The sequence below is a fragment of the Vibrio aestuarianus genome, from assembly GCF_028858425.1.
GTDB classification, from domain to species: Bacteria; Pseudomonadota; Gammaproteobacteria; order Enterobacterales; family Vibrionaceae; genus Vibrio; species Vibrio aestuarianus.
Genome location: NZ_JAKNYQ010000002.1, coordinates 1,019,275 through 1,041,195 on the forward strand (window position 1 = coordinate 1,019,275; position 21,921 = coordinate 1,041,195).

22 protein-coding genes are annotated in these 21,921 nt (G+C 40.7%); 8 read left to right on the forward strand and 14 right to left on the reverse strand.

Annotation, left to right across the window (positions count from 1 at the left end; translation table 11 throughout):
• Window positions 1-76: 76 nt before the first annotated feature.
• The 13 genes from MCT08_RS18175 to MCT08_RS18235 all read right to left on the reverse strand — a co-directional run bounded on the left by MCT08_RS18175 (window position 77) and on the right by MCT08_RS18235 (window position 9,437).
• Window positions 77-1,921: a hypothetical protein gene (locus tag MCT08_RS18175; protein ID WP_274679046.1), complete on the reverse strand. Its 1,845-nt coding sequence runs from the start codon at window positions 1,919-1,921 to the stop codon at window positions 77-79.
• Between the two features lies 1 nt (window position 1,922).
• On the reverse strand, window positions 1,923-2,219 hold the full coding sequence (locus MCT08_RS18180) for a hypothetical protein (RefSeq protein WP_274675573.1): 297 nt from the start codon (window positions 2,217-2,219) through the stop codon (window positions 1,923-1,925).
• Window positions 2,220-2,305: 86 nt separating this feature from the next.
• The gene (locus MCT08_RS18185) at window positions 2,306-2,866 is read right to left on the reverse strand and encodes a hypothetical protein (protein ID WP_168524284.1); all 561 of its coding nucleotides are present in this window, start codon (window positions 2,864-2,866) and stop codon (window positions 2,306-2,308) included.
• Window positions 2,867-2,885: 19 nt separating this feature from the next.
• Entirely contained in the window at window positions 2,886-3,299 is a 414-nt protein-coding gene (locus tag MCT08_RS18190; RefSeq protein WP_168524285.1) for a hypothetical protein, read from the reverse strand.
• Window positions 3,296-3,817, reverse strand: a complete 522-nt coding sequence (locus tag MCT08_RS18195) for a hypothetical protein (protein ID WP_274679089.1) — start codon at window positions 3,815-3,817, stop codon at window positions 3,296-3,298. The genes MCT08_RS18190 and MCT08_RS18195 overlap by 4 nt, the downstream gene beginning before the upstream one ends.
• A 42-nt stretch (window positions 3,818-3,859) precedes the next feature.
• Window positions 3,860-4,591, reverse strand: coding sequence for a hypothetical protein (locus MCT08_RS18200; RefSeq protein WP_274675575.1), 732 nt, complete (start codon window positions 4,589-4,591; stop codon window positions 3,860-3,862).
• A 17-nt stretch (window positions 4,592-4,608) separates the two neighbouring features.
• Window positions 4,609-5,646 carry a type III secretion system translocon subunit SctE gene (locus MCT08_RS18205; protein ID WP_168524287.1) on the reverse strand — a complete coding sequence of 346 codons (1,038 nt, stop codon included), beginning with the start codon at window positions 5,644-5,646 and terminating at the stop codon, window positions 4,609-4,611.
• Between the two features lie 107 nt (window positions 5,647-5,753).
• The gene (locus MCT08_RS18210) at window positions 5,754-6,899 is read right to left on the reverse strand and encodes a hypothetical protein (RefSeq protein WP_171375525.1); all 1,146 of its coding nucleotides are present in this window, start codon (window positions 6,897-6,899) and stop codon (window positions 5,754-5,756) included.
• 16 nt (window positions 6,900-6,915) lie between these two features.
• Window positions 6,916-7,404, reverse strand: a complete 489-nt coding sequence (locus MCT08_RS18215) for a tetratricopeptide repeat protein (RefSeq protein WP_168524289.1) — start codon at window positions 7,402-7,404, stop codon at window positions 6,916-6,918.
• Between the two features lie 13 nt (window positions 7,405-7,417).
• Window positions 7,418-7,891 carry a hypothetical protein gene (locus tag MCT08_RS18220; RefSeq protein ID WP_168524290.1) on the reverse strand — a complete coding sequence of 158 codons (474 nt, stop codon included), beginning with the start codon at window positions 7,889-7,891 and terminating at the stop codon, window positions 7,418-7,420.
• A complete protein-coding gene (locus MCT08_RS18225) occupies window positions 7,878-8,423 on the reverse strand; it encodes a type III secretion protein (RefSeq protein ID WP_168524291.1) in 546 nt (181 codons plus the stop codon). The genes MCT08_RS18220 and MCT08_RS18225 overlap by 14 nt, the downstream gene beginning before the upstream one ends.
• The gene (locus tag MCT08_RS18230; protein WP_168524869.1) at window positions 8,423-8,680 is read right to left on the reverse strand and encodes an EscI/YscI/HrpB family type III secretion system inner rod protein; all 258 of its coding nucleotides are present in this window, start codon (window positions 8,678-8,680) and stop codon (window positions 8,423-8,425) included. Before MCT08_RS18230 ends, MCT08_RS18225 begins: the two co-directional genes overlap by 1 nt.
• A gap of 316 nt (window positions 8,681-8,996) precedes the next feature.
• Window positions 8,997-9,437: a winged helix-turn-helix domain-containing protein gene (locus MCT08_RS18235; RefSeq protein WP_274679047.1), complete on the reverse strand. Its 441-nt coding sequence runs from the start codon at window positions 9,435-9,437 to the stop codon at window positions 8,997-8,999.
• A 531-nt stretch (window positions 9,438-9,968) separates the two neighbouring features.
• Here MCT08_RS18235 and MCT08_RS18240 point away from each other — a divergent pair.
• From MCT08_RS18240 to MCT08_RS18265, 6 genes are all read left to right on the forward strand, one after another.
• Window positions 9,969-11,666, forward strand: coding sequence for an RluA family pseudouridine synthase (locus tag MCT08_RS18240; RefSeq protein WP_274675436.1), 1,698 nt, complete (start codon window positions 9,969-9,971; stop codon window positions 11,664-11,666).
• Window positions 11,667-11,793: 127 nt separating this feature from the next.
• Window positions 11,794-12,381, forward strand: coding sequence for a TetR/AcrR family transcriptional regulator (locus tag MCT08_RS18245; RefSeq protein ID WP_168524293.1), 588 nt, complete (start codon window positions 11,794-11,796; stop codon window positions 12,379-12,381).
• Window positions 12,382-12,478: 97 nt separating this feature from the next.
• Window positions 12,479-13,510 (forward strand): NADP-dependent oxidoreductase, encoded by a 1,032-nt coding sequence (locus MCT08_RS18250; RefSeq protein WP_261916060.1) that lies wholly within the window; start codon window positions 12,479-12,481, stop codon window positions 13,508-13,510.
• Between the two features lie 13 nt (window positions 13,511-13,523).
• The gene (locus MCT08_RS18255; protein WP_053309002.1) at window positions 13,524-14,138 is read left to right on the forward strand and encodes a glutathione S-transferase family protein; all 615 of its coding nucleotides are present in this window, start codon (window positions 13,524-13,526) and stop codon (window positions 14,136-14,138) included.
• Between the two features lie 158 nt (window positions 14,139-14,296).
• Complete coding sequence (locus tag MCT08_RS18260) at window positions 14,297-15,847, forward strand: YjjI family glycine radical enzyme (RefSeq protein ID WP_274679049.1); 1,551 nt, start codon at window positions 14,297-14,299, stop codon at window positions 15,845-15,847.
• A complete protein-coding gene (locus MCT08_RS18265; protein ID WP_274679050.1) occupies window positions 15,844-16,743 on the forward strand; it encodes a YjjW family glycine radical enzyme activase in 900 nt (299 codons plus the stop codon). The genes MCT08_RS18260 and MCT08_RS18265 overlap by 4 nt, the downstream gene beginning before the upstream one ends.
• Window positions 16,744-17,098: 355 nt before the next feature.
• Here the strand turns inward: MCT08_RS18265 and MCT08_RS18270 are convergent, their stop codons facing one another.
• The gene (locus MCT08_RS18270) at window positions 17,099-18,835 is read right to left on the reverse strand and encodes a SulP family inorganic anion transporter (RefSeq protein WP_274675446.1); all 1,737 of its coding nucleotides are present in this window, start codon (window positions 18,833-18,835) and stop codon (window positions 17,099-17,101) included.
• Window positions 18,836-19,138: 303 nt separating this feature from the next.
• Between MCT08_RS18270 and MCT08_RS18275 the strand changes: the two genes are divergently transcribed.
• Both MCT08_RS18275 and MCT08_RS18280 read left to right on the forward strand, forming a co-directional pair.
• Window positions 19,139-19,909, forward strand: a complete 771-nt coding sequence (locus tag MCT08_RS18275; protein ID WP_274675440.1) for an outer membrane beta-barrel protein — start codon at window positions 19,139-19,141, stop codon at window positions 19,907-19,909.
• Window positions 19,909-21,885, forward strand: a complete 1,977-nt coding sequence (locus tag MCT08_RS18280; RefSeq protein WP_274679051.1) for an Ig-like domain-containing protein — start codon at window positions 19,909-19,911, stop codon at window positions 21,883-21,885. Before MCT08_RS18275 ends, MCT08_RS18280 begins: the two co-directional genes overlap by 1 nt.
• Window positions 21,886-21,921 lie beyond the last annotated feature (36 nt).

A 21,921-nucleotide genomic window follows, 5' to 3' on the forward strand; every position in this document is an offset into this window, starting at 1 on the left:
GAGGCAACGCTATCGATTCAAAAGAGAAATAAAGACTAAATCCGAATAATTATGATTTAGTCTTTATTCAATATTTCTAAACCGAGCTTTCCATTACTAATTTTTGCTTGTTGACTGGAGCTGCAACAAGGTTATTGCGATTGCCACCACCAGCAATAGGAGTCAACGCTGCTAGTGTGCGATACTCTTCTAGAGATAATTGGTGACGAATCTGCTTCCTTATTTCTTCGATATCCTTTACGTTGTTGAAAAGACCTCGTGAGTAGTTAAGACTCCTCCCGCTGATAGTACCCTCTGTGGTTAATATCGGAGCCGGGATATGCACCTCATAATGTTTCTCTACGCTTTGCTCAAGTTGAGCATTATTACTCGAAGGAGTATTGGTAAGCGAAGTTACTGGCTGAGGTATGCCTGCTGCACTCACTGAGTTTTGTGGACTCAAACGAGAGGCTCCCGTCGATAACTTACTAACATTCACTGAACGACGAGATATTGTGTTACTGGTGTTACGAGAGCTTGTAGCGTCTTGAGTTGTAACGATAGGAGTATCTACACCAGACTTCAACAAACTGCCAGGCAAAGTATTTTGCGATCCCGCAGCAACAGGGGCGCTATGATTACGCCACATTGCATCACGAGCGCTTGTGGAGCCTTGAGTTGCGAAAACTCGGGGGATTTCTTTAGGTTCTTTCCAACCATTTTTATCTCGAATCCAACCTCCAGAAGCACCAAGCTGCGCTACTTGAGGTTGGGCACTTTGATTACTCAAAAATGAATTTGTAAACGAGGTTACTGGCTTAGATATACCTGCTGCACTCACTGAGTTTTGTGGACTCAAACGAGAGGCTCCCGTCGATGACTTACTATCTTCCACTGATGAACGACGCCACATTGCATCACGAGCGCTTGTGGAACCTTGAGTTGTGAAAACTGGGGGAGTTTCTTTCAGTTCTCTCCAGCCATTTTCATCTCGAATCCAACCTCCAGAAGCATCAAGCTGAGCTGCTTGAGGGATTAGCGTTTGAGATTCAGCACTAGGAGCATCGTGAGGCAGAAGTTCATTGGGAACAGTAATCACCGCACGCAAGATACCAATGTTAGGATCACTCACCTGAGCAATAATAACCGTATCTCCGTTCAATGCATGATTATCAAGCAGTCTATCCACAAGCTCTGATTTATTAGTCGATGACATTATAAACGCTCTGAGTTGATCTGCAGTCATCGGTTGTGTTGTTACTTCAACGCCGACTTGGCTTAATTTTGAAAAGAATTCATCAGAGGTTTGAGTATTTACCGATATTCCGACTCCTTCTCCAGTTGCTGAAGATCCGTTGTTAGTAATTATCCTGGAATTATCGATAAAAATATAAACTGGATCCGAGTAACCGGGAGCATTACGATCTTGGGTAGTACCTTTTTGCCCCTCGTCATCCGGAGCCCCCTCTAAAGTTGCTGGCGGTGCGTGTTCTTTTTCGCTTGTCTTACCGTTCTCAGGAGTCGCCATGTAAAATGTTCGACCTCCATAAGAACATATCCCAACCGAATTCATAATCACTAAAGCACCTATGGTTGGGAATAGACTGGCCCCCGCAGTAAGCGGAGCCAAAACAAGCCCTAATGCTGTCGCAGCAAGCATCGATGCAACATGCCATTGTGCTTTCTTTCTATTGGAGTATTTATTTGACCCTGTGTGTGTGTTACTAGTTCTCTTTATTTTTTTACGAACCTCCTTGCTTACTCGGTTGTCACTTTCCAATAAACTCTCACCAGGACAAGTGCTATCTGGTAGTCCTGATGCAGAACCTAGAGGCATTGGCGAGGACGTTTGACCAAGTATAGAGTCACATGCTTGTAAATCTAGTCCATCACTGCTTGGTTGCGTAATATTAGGAGAAGAAACTATCGGTTGTACTGCCATCTTAGAACCTCATTATTTCAAATAACTGGAATGTCAAATAACGCAATTCCTCTGACTGATAAAGTTGCTCCTCAATCGCCAAAGTTAGGTACCCATCCACACGAATAAATTGACCACCAGTAATAATTTCTATTGTTGCAAGTTGTTTAATCACCTCTTCAATATTAATAACATGCACCAATTGAAAAAAAGGTAAAGTAGGTAAAAGCAGGTGATCTGGACATAATGACAAAATTCGTTGTTCATTATGTTCAAGATTCAATAAAAACTGTTCTACTTCATCTATTTTGTGCGACATAATAGCTTGATGATCTTGATCACACTTTCGTTAAAAATAACTTTTCTTAAATATATGATTTTTATCATTAGATTTAAAAACACCAATTATTTTGGATAGACTAAAACCACATCATCTGCGCAAAGTACCGATAGTTCATGGCTATCCAAATAAGTTTCAAATGGAGAATGAGCCGTAACTAACTTAAGATCCTTAGATAGTCTGTTTTTCTCAGAAAAGAGATAGTTTTTATCTAATTCTAAACTATTAACCTCAACCAATACCTTCACTTGCCATTCTCCTAAAATTAAATACGCAGAGACTAAAGTAGGTAGTTTTCGACTTAGTTCCCAAGGGATAAAATGAATATAATGCACGCCATAATTAGCGCAATTCCGAGTGACTATATGAGCTACATAGTCAGCATCAAGGTATTTTATCTCCACACCTAGAAAACGCCGAATCTCGCTCTCCGAGACATAAAAATAAGCCTCAATGCCTATATGGTCGAGTTTGAGAAAAACAAGATCTTCTTTATATTCTGATGAGTTAAATAATTGTCTAAAATCAATTTGAAGATTATCATTATCAAAGTGATAGCCTGCCACAGAATTTAATATGTTAAAATCATCAATAGAAATATAGTTACGTGGTAAAAAGGAAATCATCAGTTATTCCATCACTTATTTATCGATTTTTAGATAACAACGCCAAAACATCACAGCTCATTTTGAAATCTATTTCGTCAATCCATTCCTGTATGCCTTTGGGAGTATTAATGACAAATTCATACAGTATTTGGTAGGCTTGTTTTGATGTCATAGTGGCAAAATCCCCCTCCTGAATCAGGGTTAGGATGAATGTAATATTATTAAATTGGCTGTCTAAAATACCGTCTACCAATACTGATTTCAGAGTTTGGTCAGAGTAATCACTCCATGTTGCAAACCATTCAATCACCGCTTGCTTATCAATAAACACTTCACTTTCAGCCACCGAACTCCAGCTTAAACGCTGACATTTACTTTTGAACATTTGATAAGGGTCAAATTCTTTTCCTTGCAAATGGCAATGAGTAATAAGAGAAGAGTTTCGTTTCATTTACGACTTTCCTTCCGGCTTAAACCGTCATAACGGCGACACAAAACCAATATTGATAACAGTCCATCTAGGTAGTGCTCATAAGCCACTAGCTGCTGCACAATCTGGCTATTGGCATCTTCCATGGGGGCATCCAAATCATCTAACAACGATAAGTTACCCTTTATTTTCCGCCTTAGAAAAGCAGGATAAAGGTGCTGACACTGATTTGCGGCTTGTAAAATCCACAATTGTGCATCATTCAGTGAATTAATATCCAACTTATCCGCAAAACCAAACCAATCGCGCATTGCTTTAAGTTGATAGCTGTTCAACTGCTTAACAAACTGTTTTTGTTGCTGAAAAGTCATTGGCTTTCGCCTGATTCTAAACAACCTCGGATGTTTTTTAGAACGTTTTTCACTTTGCTTTACATCCCGAACTCGTTTTGGCTGGTTTTCCTCTCGTACATTTTTCGTCGCGGTTAAATCAGAGACTCGCTCGGTTCGCAATGGCGTTGAAAAGGAAACTGAACGCATAAGATTAAATAGAGCGGTCAATACCGCTCTTCTCCTTAATAATCAGCGGTTAGTTGCTAAACTTGCTTGTGCTATATCATGTAGAAGCTCGTTTAACTTGGCAATCACCGTAGCAAAATGCTGAAAAATCAGATCTTCTAGAGCATCTAACTTTTCCTTATGTTTCAATGTTGCTTGACCTACTTCCTGATCCTCAAGGTGATGGGCATGATATATTTCCATCCCATCTCGCGTCGCGTCCTTAACCGCATTACCAAATTGTGCAAATCCTCCATATTTTCCAGTCGCCCCCCGCTCAAGATTAGCGGTGTGGTCGTTAATTTCTTGCGGGGTAAGATCACTCACTTTGCCACCTTTGGAATTGGCGAGATCTTGGAGGTGCTTATCTTTCACAGTTGTGCCTTTGGCTGTATGATAGGCACTAAATGTGTTGGTAGCCATAGCGAATCCTGCTGCTACAACCTGAACAGAGAATTGAACTGTCGAGGCATGGCGCTTATCTGCGGCAAGAATACTCGCAATTTCCGTGGTTACCATCGCAGCTTGAATTCGTGATTGAGATACTTCAGCGTGGATAACATAAGACGTCTGAAGAATTTCCGTCAATAACTTCAACAAATCGTTCATTGAAATGCCATCTTTTTCTGCTTTTATAAGCTGTTTCTGATTTTTTTCTAGCGACTTAAGATGAAGATTAATATTGTCTTGCACCAATTGTTCTGATCCAATAACAGTTAATGCAGATGTCTGTGATAGAGAATTTGTTATATCCATTGTGTCACCTTTGTGATTTACATATGAATGTGCATAATATCGCGATTAAAGTCTCGCTGATCATTGTTCACTTTTGCGAGCGACTCAAAAGCGTGATTAATAACACGTAGCGCTTGATCTAACATAAGTAGAATTTGTTCGATTCGTGTTTCGAGTTCTTCTTGATTCGCTTTCGCTTTTTCCAAGTTGCTTGTTATAGCCGCTGATTTAATCGAATAGCCAGTAGTAACAACAGAAGCGATCTCTGAAGAAACTGAGGTTGCTCGACCAATTTGAGCTGCAACTAACTGTCCACCTTTAGCGAATTCTTTAATTTTATCGAGTAGCGGCTGAATCATTTTAATCATTTTGTTGACAACGCTTTGAACTTTGGTCGAGATGCTCACAAATGATTTAATCGAATTGACCATATCCGCCGCTTTATCCGCTAATTGCGCTGCTTTTGCTGCAGCGCTCGCCGCAGTCTTGCCTACTGCCGCAGCAAAATTACCTGGGTTAAAACTTAACACAATACCAATAAAAGCAATCGCTAGCTCTAGCCCTATATTTACCCACATACGAGTATCTTCAGGGACACCGGCAGCTATCATGATTTTATCGGCTATTTTCGGCACAACAATGCTGGCAATCATAACGCCTATCATGATTCCAGCCATAACAGGGTTAAATGGAGCCATTACAATAGCGGCAACAAACCCCAATGCCATGCCAATTTTTCCCCAGATATTTTTCTTTTTTTCCGCTTTCTTTTGCTTTTCTAACTGTTCTAATCGTTCCTGAAGCATATCGTTCTGTGATTGCTTTTGTAGCTCGATCAGCGACCTTTTAGCCTCAGAGTTTTCAACGCCAGTCCCCGAAACAGCATTTGCCACTCTTTTCATTTCCTCTTGAATCATTCGCCACAACATGCTGAGCGATATAGAGCTGCTTGGTAATGGTTGATTCGGAACTTCCCTTTGTGAACGTGCTGCTTCGATTTGTTGAGCATTTCTGTTCTCTTCTTCCACCTCATTGTTGTAGGTGGCAGCAGAGATATTGATCATGAATGGATTCATGTTTTCCCCTTCTTTTTTATTATTTGCCAAGAATAAGTATGCTGACTAAGCACACCTGCATCTCGTAGATACGAGTGGTACGTTCTTGGCCATGCCGTACCTTTGGATTAAATATTTCTGGCCACCGATAACTGCTCATCACGTACAACTTGTAACCAATACTTTAATGTTTGTTGGATCATTTTTACTTGGTCACTAATGCGGTTGATCTCTTTTACTTCTTCTTCAGTAAGAGGTCGAGAAGGAAGATTTTCCGATAATGTGTTGAAATAATCGTTTGTCACTCCCTCTGATGAATGATAATTCATACCAAAGCCTTGATTTGGGTCATTACCAATATGTATATTCCAGCCATCAACCTCCTGATTTATATAATCAACAATATTATTGATTGACGGATGTAACCGATTAATTAATTCATTAATATCTTGAAGATCACCTGAAATTATCAACTGATATTCTTCTGCAGATAATTCATCCCCACTGAGTAAACTAGATAGAATAACCATTCTCATTAGTGGTGATAAATCCTGTCCTGATCGCCAATCATCTTGCCAATCATCAATCGTGCCCCAATTATTTGCAAACTGCTCTTGCAGTGCTTGAGGGCAATTGTACTGTTGACTGAGCTCATCAAGGATCTGCTTCGCTAAGCTCCCTTCTGGTGCTTGATTTTGGATGGTATTGAAAAGATTTGATACTAAATTGGCAAACCGGTCTCCGTTATACCCTTCATGAACACCGTGGGAACCAGAGCCTGTCGCTTCTAGAAAATGTTGAATATCTTTTATTTGCTGAGACGTTAGATTGTAATCCTCAGGATGCATAATCACATCCATAAGAGCAAGTTGGAATGCATCTTCAAGTTCTGTCCCATCGACGGAACCGTCACCGAAGATGCTTTCAAACATCTTTTTCATTGCATCTGTAAATCCAGCGAGTCCCCCTGCTGTGCTTTCGCTTATAGCAATTAACTGTTGCGAGTAAGCTTCCATACTCTCTGCTAGCATATATGCAACACGAGCTTCTGAGCCGACATTAGCCGCCATCTTTAAGGCAATCTCTCTTTGGTGCAAAGTTACCCCAGCTAATGTCTGAATATTATTCGGTTGCATAAAATTCAGCTCGTCATCTGCGATATTGATATCACGATCTAATTGTTCAATTAAGGCTCGGTTATCAAGCTCTGAGTTACTTTCCTCATTCTTAAATAAGGCGGTACGATTAACTATAGAAGATAGATTAATGGCCATTTTTTGTCCTCAAGGCTCAAGAGAGATAAGGCTTGAGTTGTTGTTGCAAATACTCATAGCGATTTTTATAAAATTCATTTAATACGTCCTTTTTTACGACAAGTAGTATCGCACTAGCTTGTATGTACTCTTTCAATTTGTAGTGGCAAAGAGAAATGTTAACAGCCGTCTCATCAAAATCGTTACTTGGATAAGTCTTAACGATATTCAGATATTCTAAAGCGCGACTAAACTTTCCCTGCTCTAAACAAATTGCCGCTAAGCAACCAGGACCTCGGTGGTCATATGGATTTAATACGCTATACGATGAAAATATCATTTCAGCTTCTTTAAATTGAAAATTATTATATAATTCAACACCCATATTAAACATGGATTTTAATTGATTAATTGTTATATTTCCCGAACTCTTAATGCGTGATATTTCTTTTTCAACAGAATTGATGTTAAGTAGATCAAAAAAATTATCGTTTTCTAAACTGGATTCAACAATGGGACCCTTCATACTAAATCAACCTCTACGTTGTACTACAATTTTTTGTAATTATATGCTTAATAAAAAACCGTAACCTTTCAGGACTTTTAACCTTCAGCTCTATATCTGGCATGCTTTTCTTTAAGCGTAGTGAACACAGTACAGCTTGACGACGATTTACTGCCGAAAGTAAACTCAGCCCAAGTTCATCAATTTCAGCATTCAATGGAATATCATAAAGACCAAAAACGTCTGATAGAAGAGATAATTCTTGTGTCAATACATCACGATATATTAACCAAGATGGATTAGTAATATCTTTTTTACTTTCTTGATATTTAACAATGGTCCCCATCATGTGGATCATTGCACGTAACTTACTTATCTTTAAGGATAAGCAATACTCTAGATCTTCATCGTCAAGAGAAGTGAGAACTTGAAATTGTTCTTGGTTTATATAAAATTTCGTCAAACCATAGTGCAAAAACTTTTGATGATAGTATTTATACCTTTCCATATAAATCACTTTGAACGAAGTAACTAATCGTTAATGTGTCATTTTCATTTACAACCCCTCTTAGAAATTTCTCAATGTTGTTTTTATTTTCTTCCTCTATATTTAAAAGACTAATAATCAACACCGATACTCGCTTATTTTTCTCACCTGTAACAATAACATTAGCCCTAAGTACATTTGGGATTATACTAATCTTGTTATAAATCTCTCGACTTTCAAGTAAATTACTTTTTACCGTCTCCAACTTACTTAAACTGGCAAATTTTGATTCAAGTAAATCATTAAGATCCTGTGCTTGGAAATAGAAATTAAAGCCTATAAGTAACTCTCTTGCTTGTAATTCATTATCTTGGTCAACTGAAATGAAAAACTGCTCCTTTTGGCTTTTTAATTTTGATTGGACACCATACTTAGCTAATAAAACGACGACCTTATTAGCGATATCAGCAGAATCAAAATCTGCAATTATTTTATCATTCTCGCTACCACACCCAGACAAAAGTAATATAATAATTAACATTACTTTTTTCATTATTGAGCCTTCATAACTTCGTTGATTGCATTAGCAGATTTTGATGCTATTTTAGTCACTGTTTCTTGGTATAAACTGTAGTGAAAAACAGCTTGCTGTAAAGCTAGAGTATCTTGGACCCTCATTGCCTGCCCGCTAGTATTAATATGATTCATGGTTTCTAAAATTTCTTGAAAACCTTCACCAATATTGTTAAATGTATCTTCTAAAACTGATGGCCTTACAGCCTGAACACCTTGAATAGCAAATAAATCCATTATCTTAAACACCATATCGATGACAATTAAAACCCAAAAGAGCCATGAATTCATGACTCTTTTGAATAGGTATACGCCTGTAGTTCATTACTCGTTATACAATGTAAGCCTAAAAAAGCTCAACCCCAGCAGGTAACAAAAATATTAACTTACACTATGTATTGATAGCTACTAACACTCTAATAAGTTAGCGGTAGTTTTTCATCAGATTTTTTTTGAAAATTCATTACTGTTTTTGTATATTATCTAAATATTCACATACAGAAAGTAAATTACCTGTATTAATGTAATCACTAGCGAAAAAACAAACAAAATACTACCTTGAGAAAAGTTTTTCATAAAACCTCTTCTTCCTAATTGGGGTATTTTTTATTTCTGGTGATGAAGTTAAGTTAGCGCTAGCTTCAGGTAAAGTCATTGGTGAGCTATTGAATTTATCAACATCATCAACAATAAGCATATAGCCAGTTTTTGGGACCGTTTGTATCTCACATTTAACGCCAGGGACTGATTTTAATGACTTTCTCAAGTTTGAGATAGCTTTTGTTAGAGATGTTTCACCAACAATAATACCTTTCCATACGGTATTATTTATTTCTTCTTTTTCCACGATTTGGTTAGGGGAAAGACACAGCATATGTAGTATAGCGGCCTCTCTTCCTCCTAGAATAACACTCTCTTCGGCTGTTACTATTTCTCTCTTCAGTGTATCAAAATAAACATCTTCCCCGATTAATATATTTCTCATCATGCTCATTCACGCGCCATAAAATAAGTAAACTGCAATGCAATGATCACTAGCCAAACAATACCACACAGCATCTACTAATAAAATAATATCGCCTACTTCAATTACCATTTTTTATATTAATATGGATTTTTCCCCATTTTTGTAAGGTAATCGAGCACTTTTTTTAAACTGATTTATAAATAATAAAAATTATATTAATTAACAACCCTCCTAACATATCTCACATCATTTTTTATGCTTAACTCTTTGTTTTTCACTTTTTATCTGAAACCTAGGATACAACCTACCTCCTAAGCTTGCTATTCACTTGAACAATGATGAGAATATTCTTACAGACAATGTTGTCATTTAATACCTACTATTCTCTGCAACCCAATAGTTATAAGAGTGAGCTTTAAGCCTGAAAACCGTGTATCACAATAAGGAAAACATTATTAATAGCACTCCATTCTCTAAATAAACTCCTAGCTAGTATTCCTTCGTTAAAAAGGTACAATCCTTCGTTTCCTTTGTTCCTACATGCCTGAGCCAGAGACGATGCCAACAACACCTCCCCATTTCACGAGCTTCAATACCTCTATTGAGGGATATTCTCTGCCAGAACGCTTTACTTTTCCTTTATGTTATGAACCAGACCCTTTGTGTCAGTTGGCTGCACAGCAACTACAAGAGCATTTATTGATTCAAGCATATTGGCAGCATGACTTTAGTTCAAAAAAAGTAAGTGTTCAGACAAACGACTTAAGTGTGGGGGGGAAAATGTTTGGCGTACTTGTGGTTCAAAACACCATCGGAGAGCTTGGTTTTCTATCTGCATTTTCAGGTAAACTGGCCGACAAAAATGTATTACCACACTTTGTTCCACCCGTTTTTGATATGTTGACAAATGATGGTTTCTTCCTCGCAGGCACTGCACCTATTAACCAAATCAATCAGCAAATAGATCAGTTGGAAAGCGATGAGCAATATTGCAAGTTGCAGCAACAGTTGAGACAAACTCAACTACAAGCAGATAAAGAAATAGAAGCATATCGCCAGTTGATGATTGAAGGACGTAAAAATCGCAAGTCACAACGTCTAGCTATCGAGCCAATATCAAGCTCAACCACAAAAAATGAAATGTTGGATTCTCTTGCCAAGCAGAGTATTGCCGAGAAAAACCACTTTAAGAGGTTAAAGGAAGAGTGGGATACGCGTATCGCCACTATCAGTAAGCAACTCACAGAATATAAGAAAATCATTGAGACATTAAAAGAGCAGCGTAAGCAACTTTCAAATACTTTGCAGCAACAGCTGTTTGCTCAATACAAATTCCTTAATATAAAAGGGGAAGAAAAGTCACTTGATGAGATATTCCGTGCGACAGCAAACCCGATGCCACCAGCAGGGGCTGGTGAGTGCGCAGCCCCAAAACTACTGCATTATGCATTTAAAAATGGATTGACCCCAATTGCGATGGCCGAGTTTTGGTGGGGAGCGTCACCTAAGTCCGAAATCCGCCAACACAAAAAATTCTACCCTGCATGTCAAAGTAAGTGCCAACCTATTCTGGCGCATATGCTTGAAGGTATACAGTTAGATGATAATCCTTTACTCGCCAACCCTGCAGAAGGTAAAGAGATTGAGATCGTCTACCAAGATGAAGCCATTGTTGTGGTTAATAAGCCGGCAGAATTTTTATCCGTACCTGGTGTTAATATCCAAGACTCCGTGTATTACCGTTTACAGCAACAATTTACCGATACTGAAGGTCCATTTGTTATTCACCGTTTAGATATGTCAACTTCTGGTCTTTTAGTTTTTGCGCTCACTCGACGAGCGAATAAGAATCTTCAAAAGCAGTTTATTACTCGCAGTGTTGAAAAACGTTACGTTGCTCTTTTAGAAGGAGAGCTTTCTCATTCTGAAGGTGATATTCAATTACCATTACGTGGTGATCTTGATGATAGACCACGCCAATTAGTCTGTTTTGAACATGGTAAAGCTGCCGATACTCATTGGCAACTCATCGAACAAAAAGAGGGACGCAGTAAAGTCTATCTTTACCCTAAAACAGGGCGAACCCACCAATTGCGTGTGCATTGCGCGCACACACTAGGACTTGATATGCCAATTGTTGGCGATGATCTGTATGGAACAAAAGCCGAGCGATTGCACCTTCACGCTGAACGGCTCAGTTTTGACCACCCTTATACCAAGCAACGTATGACCTTTACAATGAGTGCTGATTTCTAAACTAATCTAAAATCATCTCACTAAGCATAAAACCCACTCGGTAGATATATCCATCTCGATCTAACTGTGGTGTAGCAACGGAATAAAATCATAGACGACTGGTCTATTTTTATTTATAGTGCACAGCATGAAAACGAAAACCAATGATACTCGCCAACACATTCTACAAGTCGGATACCAGTTAGTGGTATCGAAAGGCTTTACTGCTGTTGGCTTGTCTGAACTACTCAAAACCGCTGATGTGCCAAAAGGCTCTTTTTATCATTATTTTAAATCTAAAGAACAATTTGGTGAGGCGTTAATCCAAGAGTATTTTCAACACTACTTATCTCGTATTGAAGCATTACTATTGCAAAGTGATGGGACTGGCTTTGAGCGTGCGATGCGCTATTTTCAACGCTGGCTAGAAGTGGAAAATGAAACGTGTAATGCTCATAAATGCTTAGTGGTGAAACTTGGCGCTGAGGTGTCTGACTTATCAGACCCCATGCGTGAAGCACTGCTGGCGGGGGCCAATACAATTATATCTACTCTTGCTTGTTGTATTGCTCAAGGTATAGAAGATGGTTCGATTGCCAAACAAGACAGCACTAACACCGCACACATGCTCTATCATTTGTGGTTGGGGGCGGGGTTAATGAGCAAACTCAGTCAAAACCAAACTGGGTTACAGCAAACACTGACTACCACCAAACAGATATTAACGGCTCAATAGCGTCGCTATAACTACATTAACCCGCCGATAAACAGGCGGGATTTTTTGAAACAAACACTAGACGACTGGTCTAATTCCATAAAATAAGGACACTCCAATGACAGCACAAACCAACCGCCGTATTGTACTTGCCTCTCGCCCCGTCGGCGCACCAACCGCTAATGACTTTCGCTTAGAAAACGCCGTAAAACCAACCCCAGCAGAGGGTGAAGTCTTACTGCGTAGCATTTATCTATCACTTGACCCATACATGCGCGGTCGCATGAGTGCAGCAAAGTCATACGCAGATCCAGTCGCGATCGATGATGTAATGGTCGGTGGTACGGTGTGCCAAGTTGAAGTATCAAACCACCCACAATTTGAACAAGGTGAGTGGGTGCTAGCATACACTGGCTGGCAAGATTACGCGTTATCCAATGGCCAAGGGTTGCTTAAACTAGGCAGTAATCCAACACAACCTTCTTATGCCCTAGGCATTATGGGTATGCCCGGCTTTACCGCTTATATGGGTTTGCTAGACATTGGTCAACCGAAAGCCGGTGAAACAGTGGTAGTTGCGGCAGCAACGGGACCAGTGGGCGCTACGGTTGGTCAAATTGCAAAAATTAAAGGCTGTCATGTGGTGGGCATTGCCGGCGGTGAAGAAAAATGTCGTTACGCTACAGAAGTATTAGGCTTTGATCACTGTCTCGACCACAAAGCTGACAATTTTGCCGAGCAGTTAGCTGAAGCTTGTAACCAAGGAATTGATGTTTACTACGAAAATGTAGGTGGCAAAGTTTTTGATGCCGTTTTACCGCTACTCAACACCGCAGCGCGCGTGCCTCTTTGTGGCTTAATTTCACAATATAATGCCACCTCGCTACCTGAAGGGCCTGATCGTCTATCGATGTTAATGGGCACATTGCTTACCAAACGAATCCGTATGCAAGGCTTCATTATTTTTGATGACTACGGCCATCGCTACAACGAATTTGCAGCCGATATGACTCAATGGTTAAGCGAAGGAAAAGTAAAATACCGCGAGCAACTGGTCGACGGTTTAGAAAACGCACCACAAGCCTTTATTGGCCTATTGGAAGGAAAAAACTTTGGCAAACTGGTTATCCAAGTAAACCAACCTCTTTAATAAGGACAGTATGATGATCAAACTTCACCACCTTAATAAATCTCGCTCTAAGCGTATTATCTGGTTACTCGAAGAGCTGGGGGTTGAGTATCAAGTGGTTCCGTATCAACGTGATAGCGTGACTTTTCTGGCACCACCGGAGCTAAAAAGCGTCCACCCACTAGGCAAATCACCCGTGATTGAAGACAGTGGCTTAGTGGTTACTGAATCTGGCGCCATCACGGATTACTTAATAGAGAAATATGGTCAGCAGTTTGCACCTAAACGCGGCAGTGTTGAATACGTTCAATATCAACAATGGCTCCATTTCGCAGAGAGTTCAGCCATATTACCGCTACTGCTAAAGATGTTTGTCGCTAAAGATGGCTGTCAAACCAACTTCCTTGGTGGCTACGCGGATAATGAAACCGCCAAAGTCATGAGTTACTTTGACCAATGTTTGGTTGGTAAACGTTACTTAGTTGCCGATCAACTGACTGGCGCAGATTTTATGATGTCTTTCATTGCTGAAATTCTAGCAAACAGCGGTAGTATTGAACTCTACCCAAATATTGCCGCTTACCTAAAGCAACTAGCCACGCACCCTGCGTACCAAAAATCTGAACAGATTGAAGCGCAATACGCATAGCACTCAGCACAAGTAAGAGCACTATAAAAGCGCCATTTCAAGTTATCTGAGAGGCGTTTTTCTTTTCCATTTAGGAAATAACTTGTTTATCAATTTTCAATAGTGAAAAGTATCGACCCGCATTAACATTAAACCCTCTTTTTATGAGGGTTTAATTCATGAGCCAACCGTTAGACCAACACCAACAACGTTGCTACGATATCGTTACCGATACGACTCTTTCTGCGAAGCAAAAATCGCACTTTCTTGCTCTCGAAGCTGAGGCAAATTTACCTTATATAACGGTATCACCGGTGGTGACACAGGCAATGGATCAAGGTATTTTGTGTGACATGTTTGAAGGCCATGCTCCTTTTAAACCCCGTTATGTACTGCCTGATTACGCTAAATTTCTTCAACAAGGGTCAAAGCACTTAGAGCTCACGCCAGCACGAAATTTTGATGAAGCCATCAACATGCTGACGATTTTGTATCATCACGTACCATCGGTAACTTCAATACCGGTTTATCTCGGCCAATTAGATGACATACTGCTTCCTTATGTTGGTGAGTTAAGTGAACAGGCGCTCTACAACAAACTAAAACTGTTCTGGATCATGCTTGATCGCACTCTGCCTGATGCCTTTATGCACGCCAATATCGGTCCGAGTGATAATATTATTTGCCGCCTTATTTTACGTATTGATGGCGAACTGAAACAGATCGCGCCGAATCTAACATTGATGTATGACCCAAGCGTGACACCTGATGATCTTTTACGGCAAGCCACCGCCAATATTTGTCAATGTGGTAAACCCCATATTGCCAACTACCCCATGCATGCCAAAACCTACGGTGGAAATCGCTTTGGGATCGTCAGTTGTTATAACTCACTGCCTTTAGGTGGCGGTTCTAATACGCTCGTGCGGATGAACCTGAAACAAGCAGCGCAGGAAGCCAGCAGCAGCGATGATTTCTTACATCGCGTTCTACCACACTACAGCAAGCTGATGATTGAATTAATTGATGCTCGTAGCACGTTTTTGCACCAACACTCTAACTTCTTTAACGGCTTCTTAACCCGTGAAGGCCTAATTGAAGAATCTCGCTTCGCCCCCATGTTTGGGATCTATGGCATGGCAGAAGCCGTTAATCTGTTACAAGACCAAGAACAGCGTGAAGGCCGTTATGGCCAGGACGAAACCGCAAACCAATTAGGATATAGAATTTCTGAAAAATTAGCGGAGATCGTACAGAACTCTCCAGTCAAATATGGCCTTAATAGTCGTGCGTTATTGCATGCACAAGGAGGTATTAGCCTTGATTTAGACGTAACACCAGGGGTTCGTATCCCTTATGGATCAGAACCAGATCCGATCAGTTACGTGCAAGCAACCGCAAGGCATCACACCCATTATGCATCCGGCATCAGTGATATTTTAACTTTGGATGAAACGGTAAAATCGAACCCTGAAGCAATGTTTAACTTATGCAAAGGAGCCTTACATGCTGGCTATCGTGAATTTACCGCCAACGTGGCTTCTAATGATCTCATTCGGGTAACGGGTTATATGGTTAAGTTGTCGGAAATCGCACAGTTTGAACAACATGGTTCGCGAACCAATACCACTTTTCTTGGGGCTGAAGCGGCGAAAAACACCAACATTCTCAACCGAAGAGCACGAGTCATTAGCTTAGAAACCACACCATACTCTCCATCAGTACAATGATGAAAAAGGTGCAAAAGCTAACGGCTAAAGTCAGCCGTGTGCTGACTTTTTCTTGCGTTGACGGACCGGGAAATAGGCTGGTGATTTTTTTACAAGGCTGTAATTTTAGCTGCCTTTCTTGCCATAACCCACACACCATCAACCACTGTAATCATTGCGGTAATTGTGTATCGGTGTGTCCAAGTGGCGCGTTAACCATCAACTCCCACCAGCAAGTAGAATGGCAAGAACAGCAATGCATTCATTGTGATCGCTGTATTGAGATCTGTTCCCATCAATCAAACCCTAAAATTCACCACTACCGTGTGGCGCAATTATTAGATTTGGTGCGAAAATATCGCTTCTTTTTAAGTGGAATAACCGTCTCTGGTGGTGAGGCAACATTACAATTACCCATTATTACCGCGCTATTTAAAGCGATAAAACAAGATAAAGAACTTTGTCACCTTAGCTGCTTTATTGATAGTAATGGCTCACTTTCGCGCCAAGGTTGGGAAAAAGTAACACCTTATTTAGATGGGGTGATGATCGACTTAAAAGCATGGCAAAACGAAACCCACCAGTGGCTTGTCGGAAGAGACAATCATCGTGTCATACAATCCATCAACTATCTATCGCAAGTCGGCAAGTTATATGAAGTGCGCTTGCTGTTTATCCCAAACGAAAGTGATCTAGATAGTGAAATTGATGCGCTTGCTGACTATCTGCGCTCATTGCCATCTCAAGTTCAAATTCGGCTCAATGCATTCCAGCATCACGGTGTGGTTGGCGAAGCTCTCACATGGCAAAGCTGTGATGAACAAGCAATACGCTCATTTCACGATGAACTCTTTGCATTAGTACAACGACCTATTTTGTTACCTAGTGTTTACTGCTCTACTACGGAGCAAACATAATTAAATAGCTATTAAATAAGTTTAAGTGCTTTTACTTACATTCCTTATTTTCTTTATTCTGTCACAAGTCGACTCGGCTCGCTGATACCCTCAGATTAGGTTTAACCAACACGGTGTGAGTAGAACTATTATTTTCTTAGCATCAACCATATCAGTATTGGCTAACGATTCATCAGAGATTGCATTTCGTATAAGTAGTCTACAATGAGAGGAGGCGCATATTATGCTTCTTCTGTTCTCAACATTTAACATCGATATAAGGATACGTATCATGATTGAATTTGACTTTTTACAGCTCTTCAATACACAAGAGCTGTTTATTTTTTACTAAACCTGGCAGATAAAAATATCGACTTCAAACTGTAGCCGCAATTTCACTCTCAATGATGTTGGTCGGCTCTTTTTGTACCGGTGGCACCTGCCCTTCTTCCACCGCATGTTGGTAACAACCACTGAGTTTGATGGCTAAATACATATCAGCACGAACTACAATGCCACCATCTCCGGTTGGAATACCAGCTACATCACACCATTTTCGTAAGCTACGTTTACGTCCAGCCAACACTAAACGAATACCACGCTTCTTCAAAATTGTTTGCACATCGGCAAGCATGGCCATTACGCTTAAATCTAAATGAGTAAAACTCGCCACCGCATCAATAATTACACAACCAACACTGGTTCCTGCACTTTCTGTGTGTTGTAAAATCCGACGTTTAAAGTAAGGCGCATTAAAATAAGTTAAAGGCGAGTTGAAGCGATAAATTACAATACCGGGAATGGCTGACGCTTTTCCAGAAGCTTCGATACTACGGATGATCCCTTTATCATCAAGCCCTAACACCTGATCACTAGGGCGCATCACGGTACGCAAAAATTGAAATAACCCAAGCAATACCGCCAGCGTAATACCTGGAATAACGCCAATCACTAACACCGCAATAAAAGTAATGGCAGCCAAATAAAAGGCATCTTTATCGCGCAAGCGTAAATTCCAAATCCCTTTTAAGTCAAGCAACGAAATAGAAGCAATGATCAACACCACACCTAATGCAGCAATCGGAATGTACTGTAACGGCCCATACGCAACAATAGCGACAAATCCAATCACAATCGCGGCAATAATTGACACTAATTGCGATTTTCCACCATTGGCATCGTTGACCGCAGTACGAGAATCCGCGCCACTGATTGCAAAACCTTGCGAAAAAGCAGAGGCCATATTCGCTAGCCCTAAAGCGCGAAATTCCTTATCAGCATCAATGTCATAACCGTTTTTAGCCGCAAAGCTACGCGCAGTAAGCATCATGCTCACAAAGCTCACCATCGCGAGGTTAAGAGCAGGCATAACCAATTCGCGGCTTTCACCCAAATTAAATTCTGGAGCTTGAAAAGCGGGCAAGCCACCTTGGATCACCCCAACCACTTTTACGCCCATCGTATCAAAGTGGAAAAACCACACCATTAAGCCAGAGACGACAATAGCGAGCATGGCCGCTGGCCAAGTTGGCCTAAAATGCTTGCATAGAAAATAGGTTACCGTAGTGACAATACTTAGTGTGAGAGTCTGCCAATGAAGATCGATCAATAAAGATGGCGCCTCTAAAATACGTTCAATCAAATAACTTTGTTCATATTTCAAGCCAGATACTTTCGCCAGTTGACCAACAATAATGGTCAGCGCCACACCGTTTAATAACCCTAATAAAATAGGGCGAGAGAGAAAATCAGCTAAAATACCCAATTTAAATCGGCTAGCGATCAAACACCATGCGCCAGTCATGGCGGTCATAGTCATCACTAATTGCCAATGCTTTAGTGGGTCACCAGCAGCTAGCGGCGTCACCACCGCTGCAATCACGGCACAAGTTGCTGCATCAGGCCCAACAATGAGCTGGCGTGATGTACCAAATAAGGCATACACCAACATAGGTAACACACACGAATACAACCCAACGATGGCACTTACGCCCGTCAATTGGGCATAAGCAATCGCGACTGGAAGTGCGACAGCGACAACAGAAAATGCCGCACGAAAATCATCAACTAGCCAAACGCTTTCATAACCTTTCAGCTGATGCAAGCCCGGCATCCAACGTTGTACAAATCCATGTTTCAAAACGAGAACCCCTTCTAAGCTAAAGCCATTTGAGTATAACCCATCATTGATAATTATGCGCTTATAATTACCTGATTTTATTGACAATAAAAGTTATTAAACCTAACTATTAATTGAATCTCACCTTTTTTATTTCCTATCAAATGCGACATCGACAGTCATATATTCTGGTTAAATTTAAATCATCAGAATTTACTTACATGAAGAGGGTTACACTTAAGCATATAGTTGCAATGCAAACAACTTCATTTAATTAGTGAGTTATAAAATAAAATTATGAAAGCGTTCATTTCCATCTTGGCTTCTTTGTTTACTGTCCCATGCATTGCTCAGCCTTATCTCGGCATCCAAACAGGCTTATCTCATTATAAGGACGCCTGCCTAGAAACCGCTTCTTCTTGTAAGGATGATATTTTAGGTTATGGCATTTTTGCTGGGTATAATTTCGATGAATCATGGGCGGTAGAAGTTGGAGTTATATCGTATGGTAAACCACAAGCCAACTATCCATCAAAGAGTGTAAATGCGAGCATCTGGGGAGGAGATACTTCTATCATTGGTCACTATGACGTGGCTTCAAACTGGCAGCTATTTGGCCGTTTAGGAGCGATATTGCTAGAGGTCGACAAATCAAATAACACGCGATCATCAGCGATAGACCCTTTAGTCGGGGTTGGTATCCGCTACTCACCATCTAGGGTTTGGTCACTGCACAGTGAATACCGTTTCATTGACGGCATAGGCAACAGCCAAACTCAACAAGCCGATTTACACTCACTATTTGTTGGCTTCAGTATCAACTTTGATCTGTTCAATAAATCGGAGCAAAAGTCTGATACTCACACAACTGCCAGACCTGTAACCATCGATACAGCAGAAACTAAGGTAATCAGCACACATGACTCTTTGAGTGTGGTTCATGATAAGACTTTGTTTACCTTCAACAACACCAAATTGGAAAACACGTCCCCTTTATTGCAAGTAGAAAACCGTCATGTGGCAATAACTTTTCCTTATAAAACGAATCAAATTGGAACAGGCAAATAATGAAAAACATTAGATCAATACTCGTCTGCGTACTACTACTGATCCATAGCGTGATATTAACTGGCTGTAAAAATGGCGACTCTGGTTTGTTATCAGGGGAAAATACAATTACCGCTTTGCAGCTCACTCCCGCTTCAGTAACGCTCGCAGTCAATACCACTCAGCAATACCTAGTAACGGCTTATTATGCTGATGGCACAACCAAAAACGTAACCAATCAAGTTACTTGGTCATTCGACTCAGAAATTGCGTCCTTGCAAAATAATGTTGCAACAGCACTCAAAAATGGACAGACCGACATTACGGCTACCTTAGGTAATGTCACTAGTAATAACGCTGTTCTAACGGTGTCTGATGCTCAGATCTCAAGTTTATCGGTTTTTGTTGTCGTACCAGAACCAATTCGAGCACCAAGCAACGTCTCTAGTAAAGGAGGCATGCTAACCTTGGCGTTAGGAAACAAGCAATACTTTAAAGCGGTTGGTAACTACAATGATGGACATTCTCAAGACTTAACCCAGCATGTCAATTGGAATTCCATGACCGATGCTGGCCGATTTATTTCGCCAGGAACCTTACTGGGAGAGCAACAAGGTTTTACTTCTGTTACAGCAACTCTGGATACAAAACAAAGTGGGCCCATTTTTGTTGGTGTTCGAAATGCGCGGTTACTCAGCATTGAGATTTTACCTGATGCTGCATCTATAGCGGTTGGCACTGAGCAACTTTATCAAGCCGTTGGTATTTACTCTGATGGTTCGCAGCAAGATATCTCGCAAAACGTGATTTGGCAAATAAAGGACAAAGAAGTGGCCTCTTTCGACAGATATACCCTATCCGCCACTGGGTTAACTGAAGGAACAACGTCGGTCACAGCCAAGCTTAATGGCTTCAGTAGCTTACCAGCATCACTCACGGTGACAGAAGCTGAACTTAAATCCCTCTATATATCACCTGAAAACCCATTTATAACGCAAGGGAATAGTCTGAGCTTCCAAGCGGTTGGGTTCTATTCAGATGGTAGTGAACATAACGTGAGTCGAGTGGCTCAATGGCAAAGCAGTGATGTTGATGGCCTACAAATCATGGATGGAATTGCCTACGCTGCTAAAGTCGGCCAGTACAAACTAACCGCGTCTTATCAAGGAATTGAAGGGGATGTAACTGTCACAGTAGAAGAAGCTGAGCTTGAGAGCATTAACATTTTACCTGACGAAGCAGACATACCAGTTGGTAGTGAAATACATTATAGAGCCTTCGGTGTTTATTCTGATGGCACAAAGAAAGACATCTCACACAGTGCGTCGTGGAGCATAGAAGACGAAACAGTGGCCTCTTTTGACCAAGATACCCTATCCGTCATGGGGATAAGCGAAGGGTCAACATCGATCACAGCCGAGCTTGATGATGTGAGCGCTACAGCGGTAATCACGGTAACACCAGCCATACTTGAATCTCTATCTGTATCACCTGAAACCCCATCTATAACGCAAGGGAATAATCTGAGCTTCCAAGCGGTTGGGTTCTATTCAGATGGTAGTGAACATAACGTAAGTCGAATGGCTCACTGGCAAAGCGATGACATTGATGGCTTACCCATCATCGATGGTGGTGTTGCGTACGCAGCTAAAGTCGGCCAGTACCAATTAACCGCGTCTTATCAAAGAGTGGAAGGGTACGCAACCGTCACGGTAGAAGAAGCTGAGCTTGTGAGACTAACCTTGAACCCATCAGATATCACTATAGATTTAGGAGGATCAGGAACATCCATACTTTACGTTCTCGATGGTCATTTTAATAATGGAACAACAGAAATCATCGATAACCGTTTAGCACAATGGGTGAGCAGTGATGATGACGGCCTAAGCATCACTGATGATGGTGTTGCAACAGCTAAACGTGTTGGCGAATATATTATTACAGCTTCCTATAATGGCCTCAAAACGACATCAACAGTAAAAGTAAAAGTGAGATAACCGTAACCTTCAAACACATAGAACCAGAATGGTCTC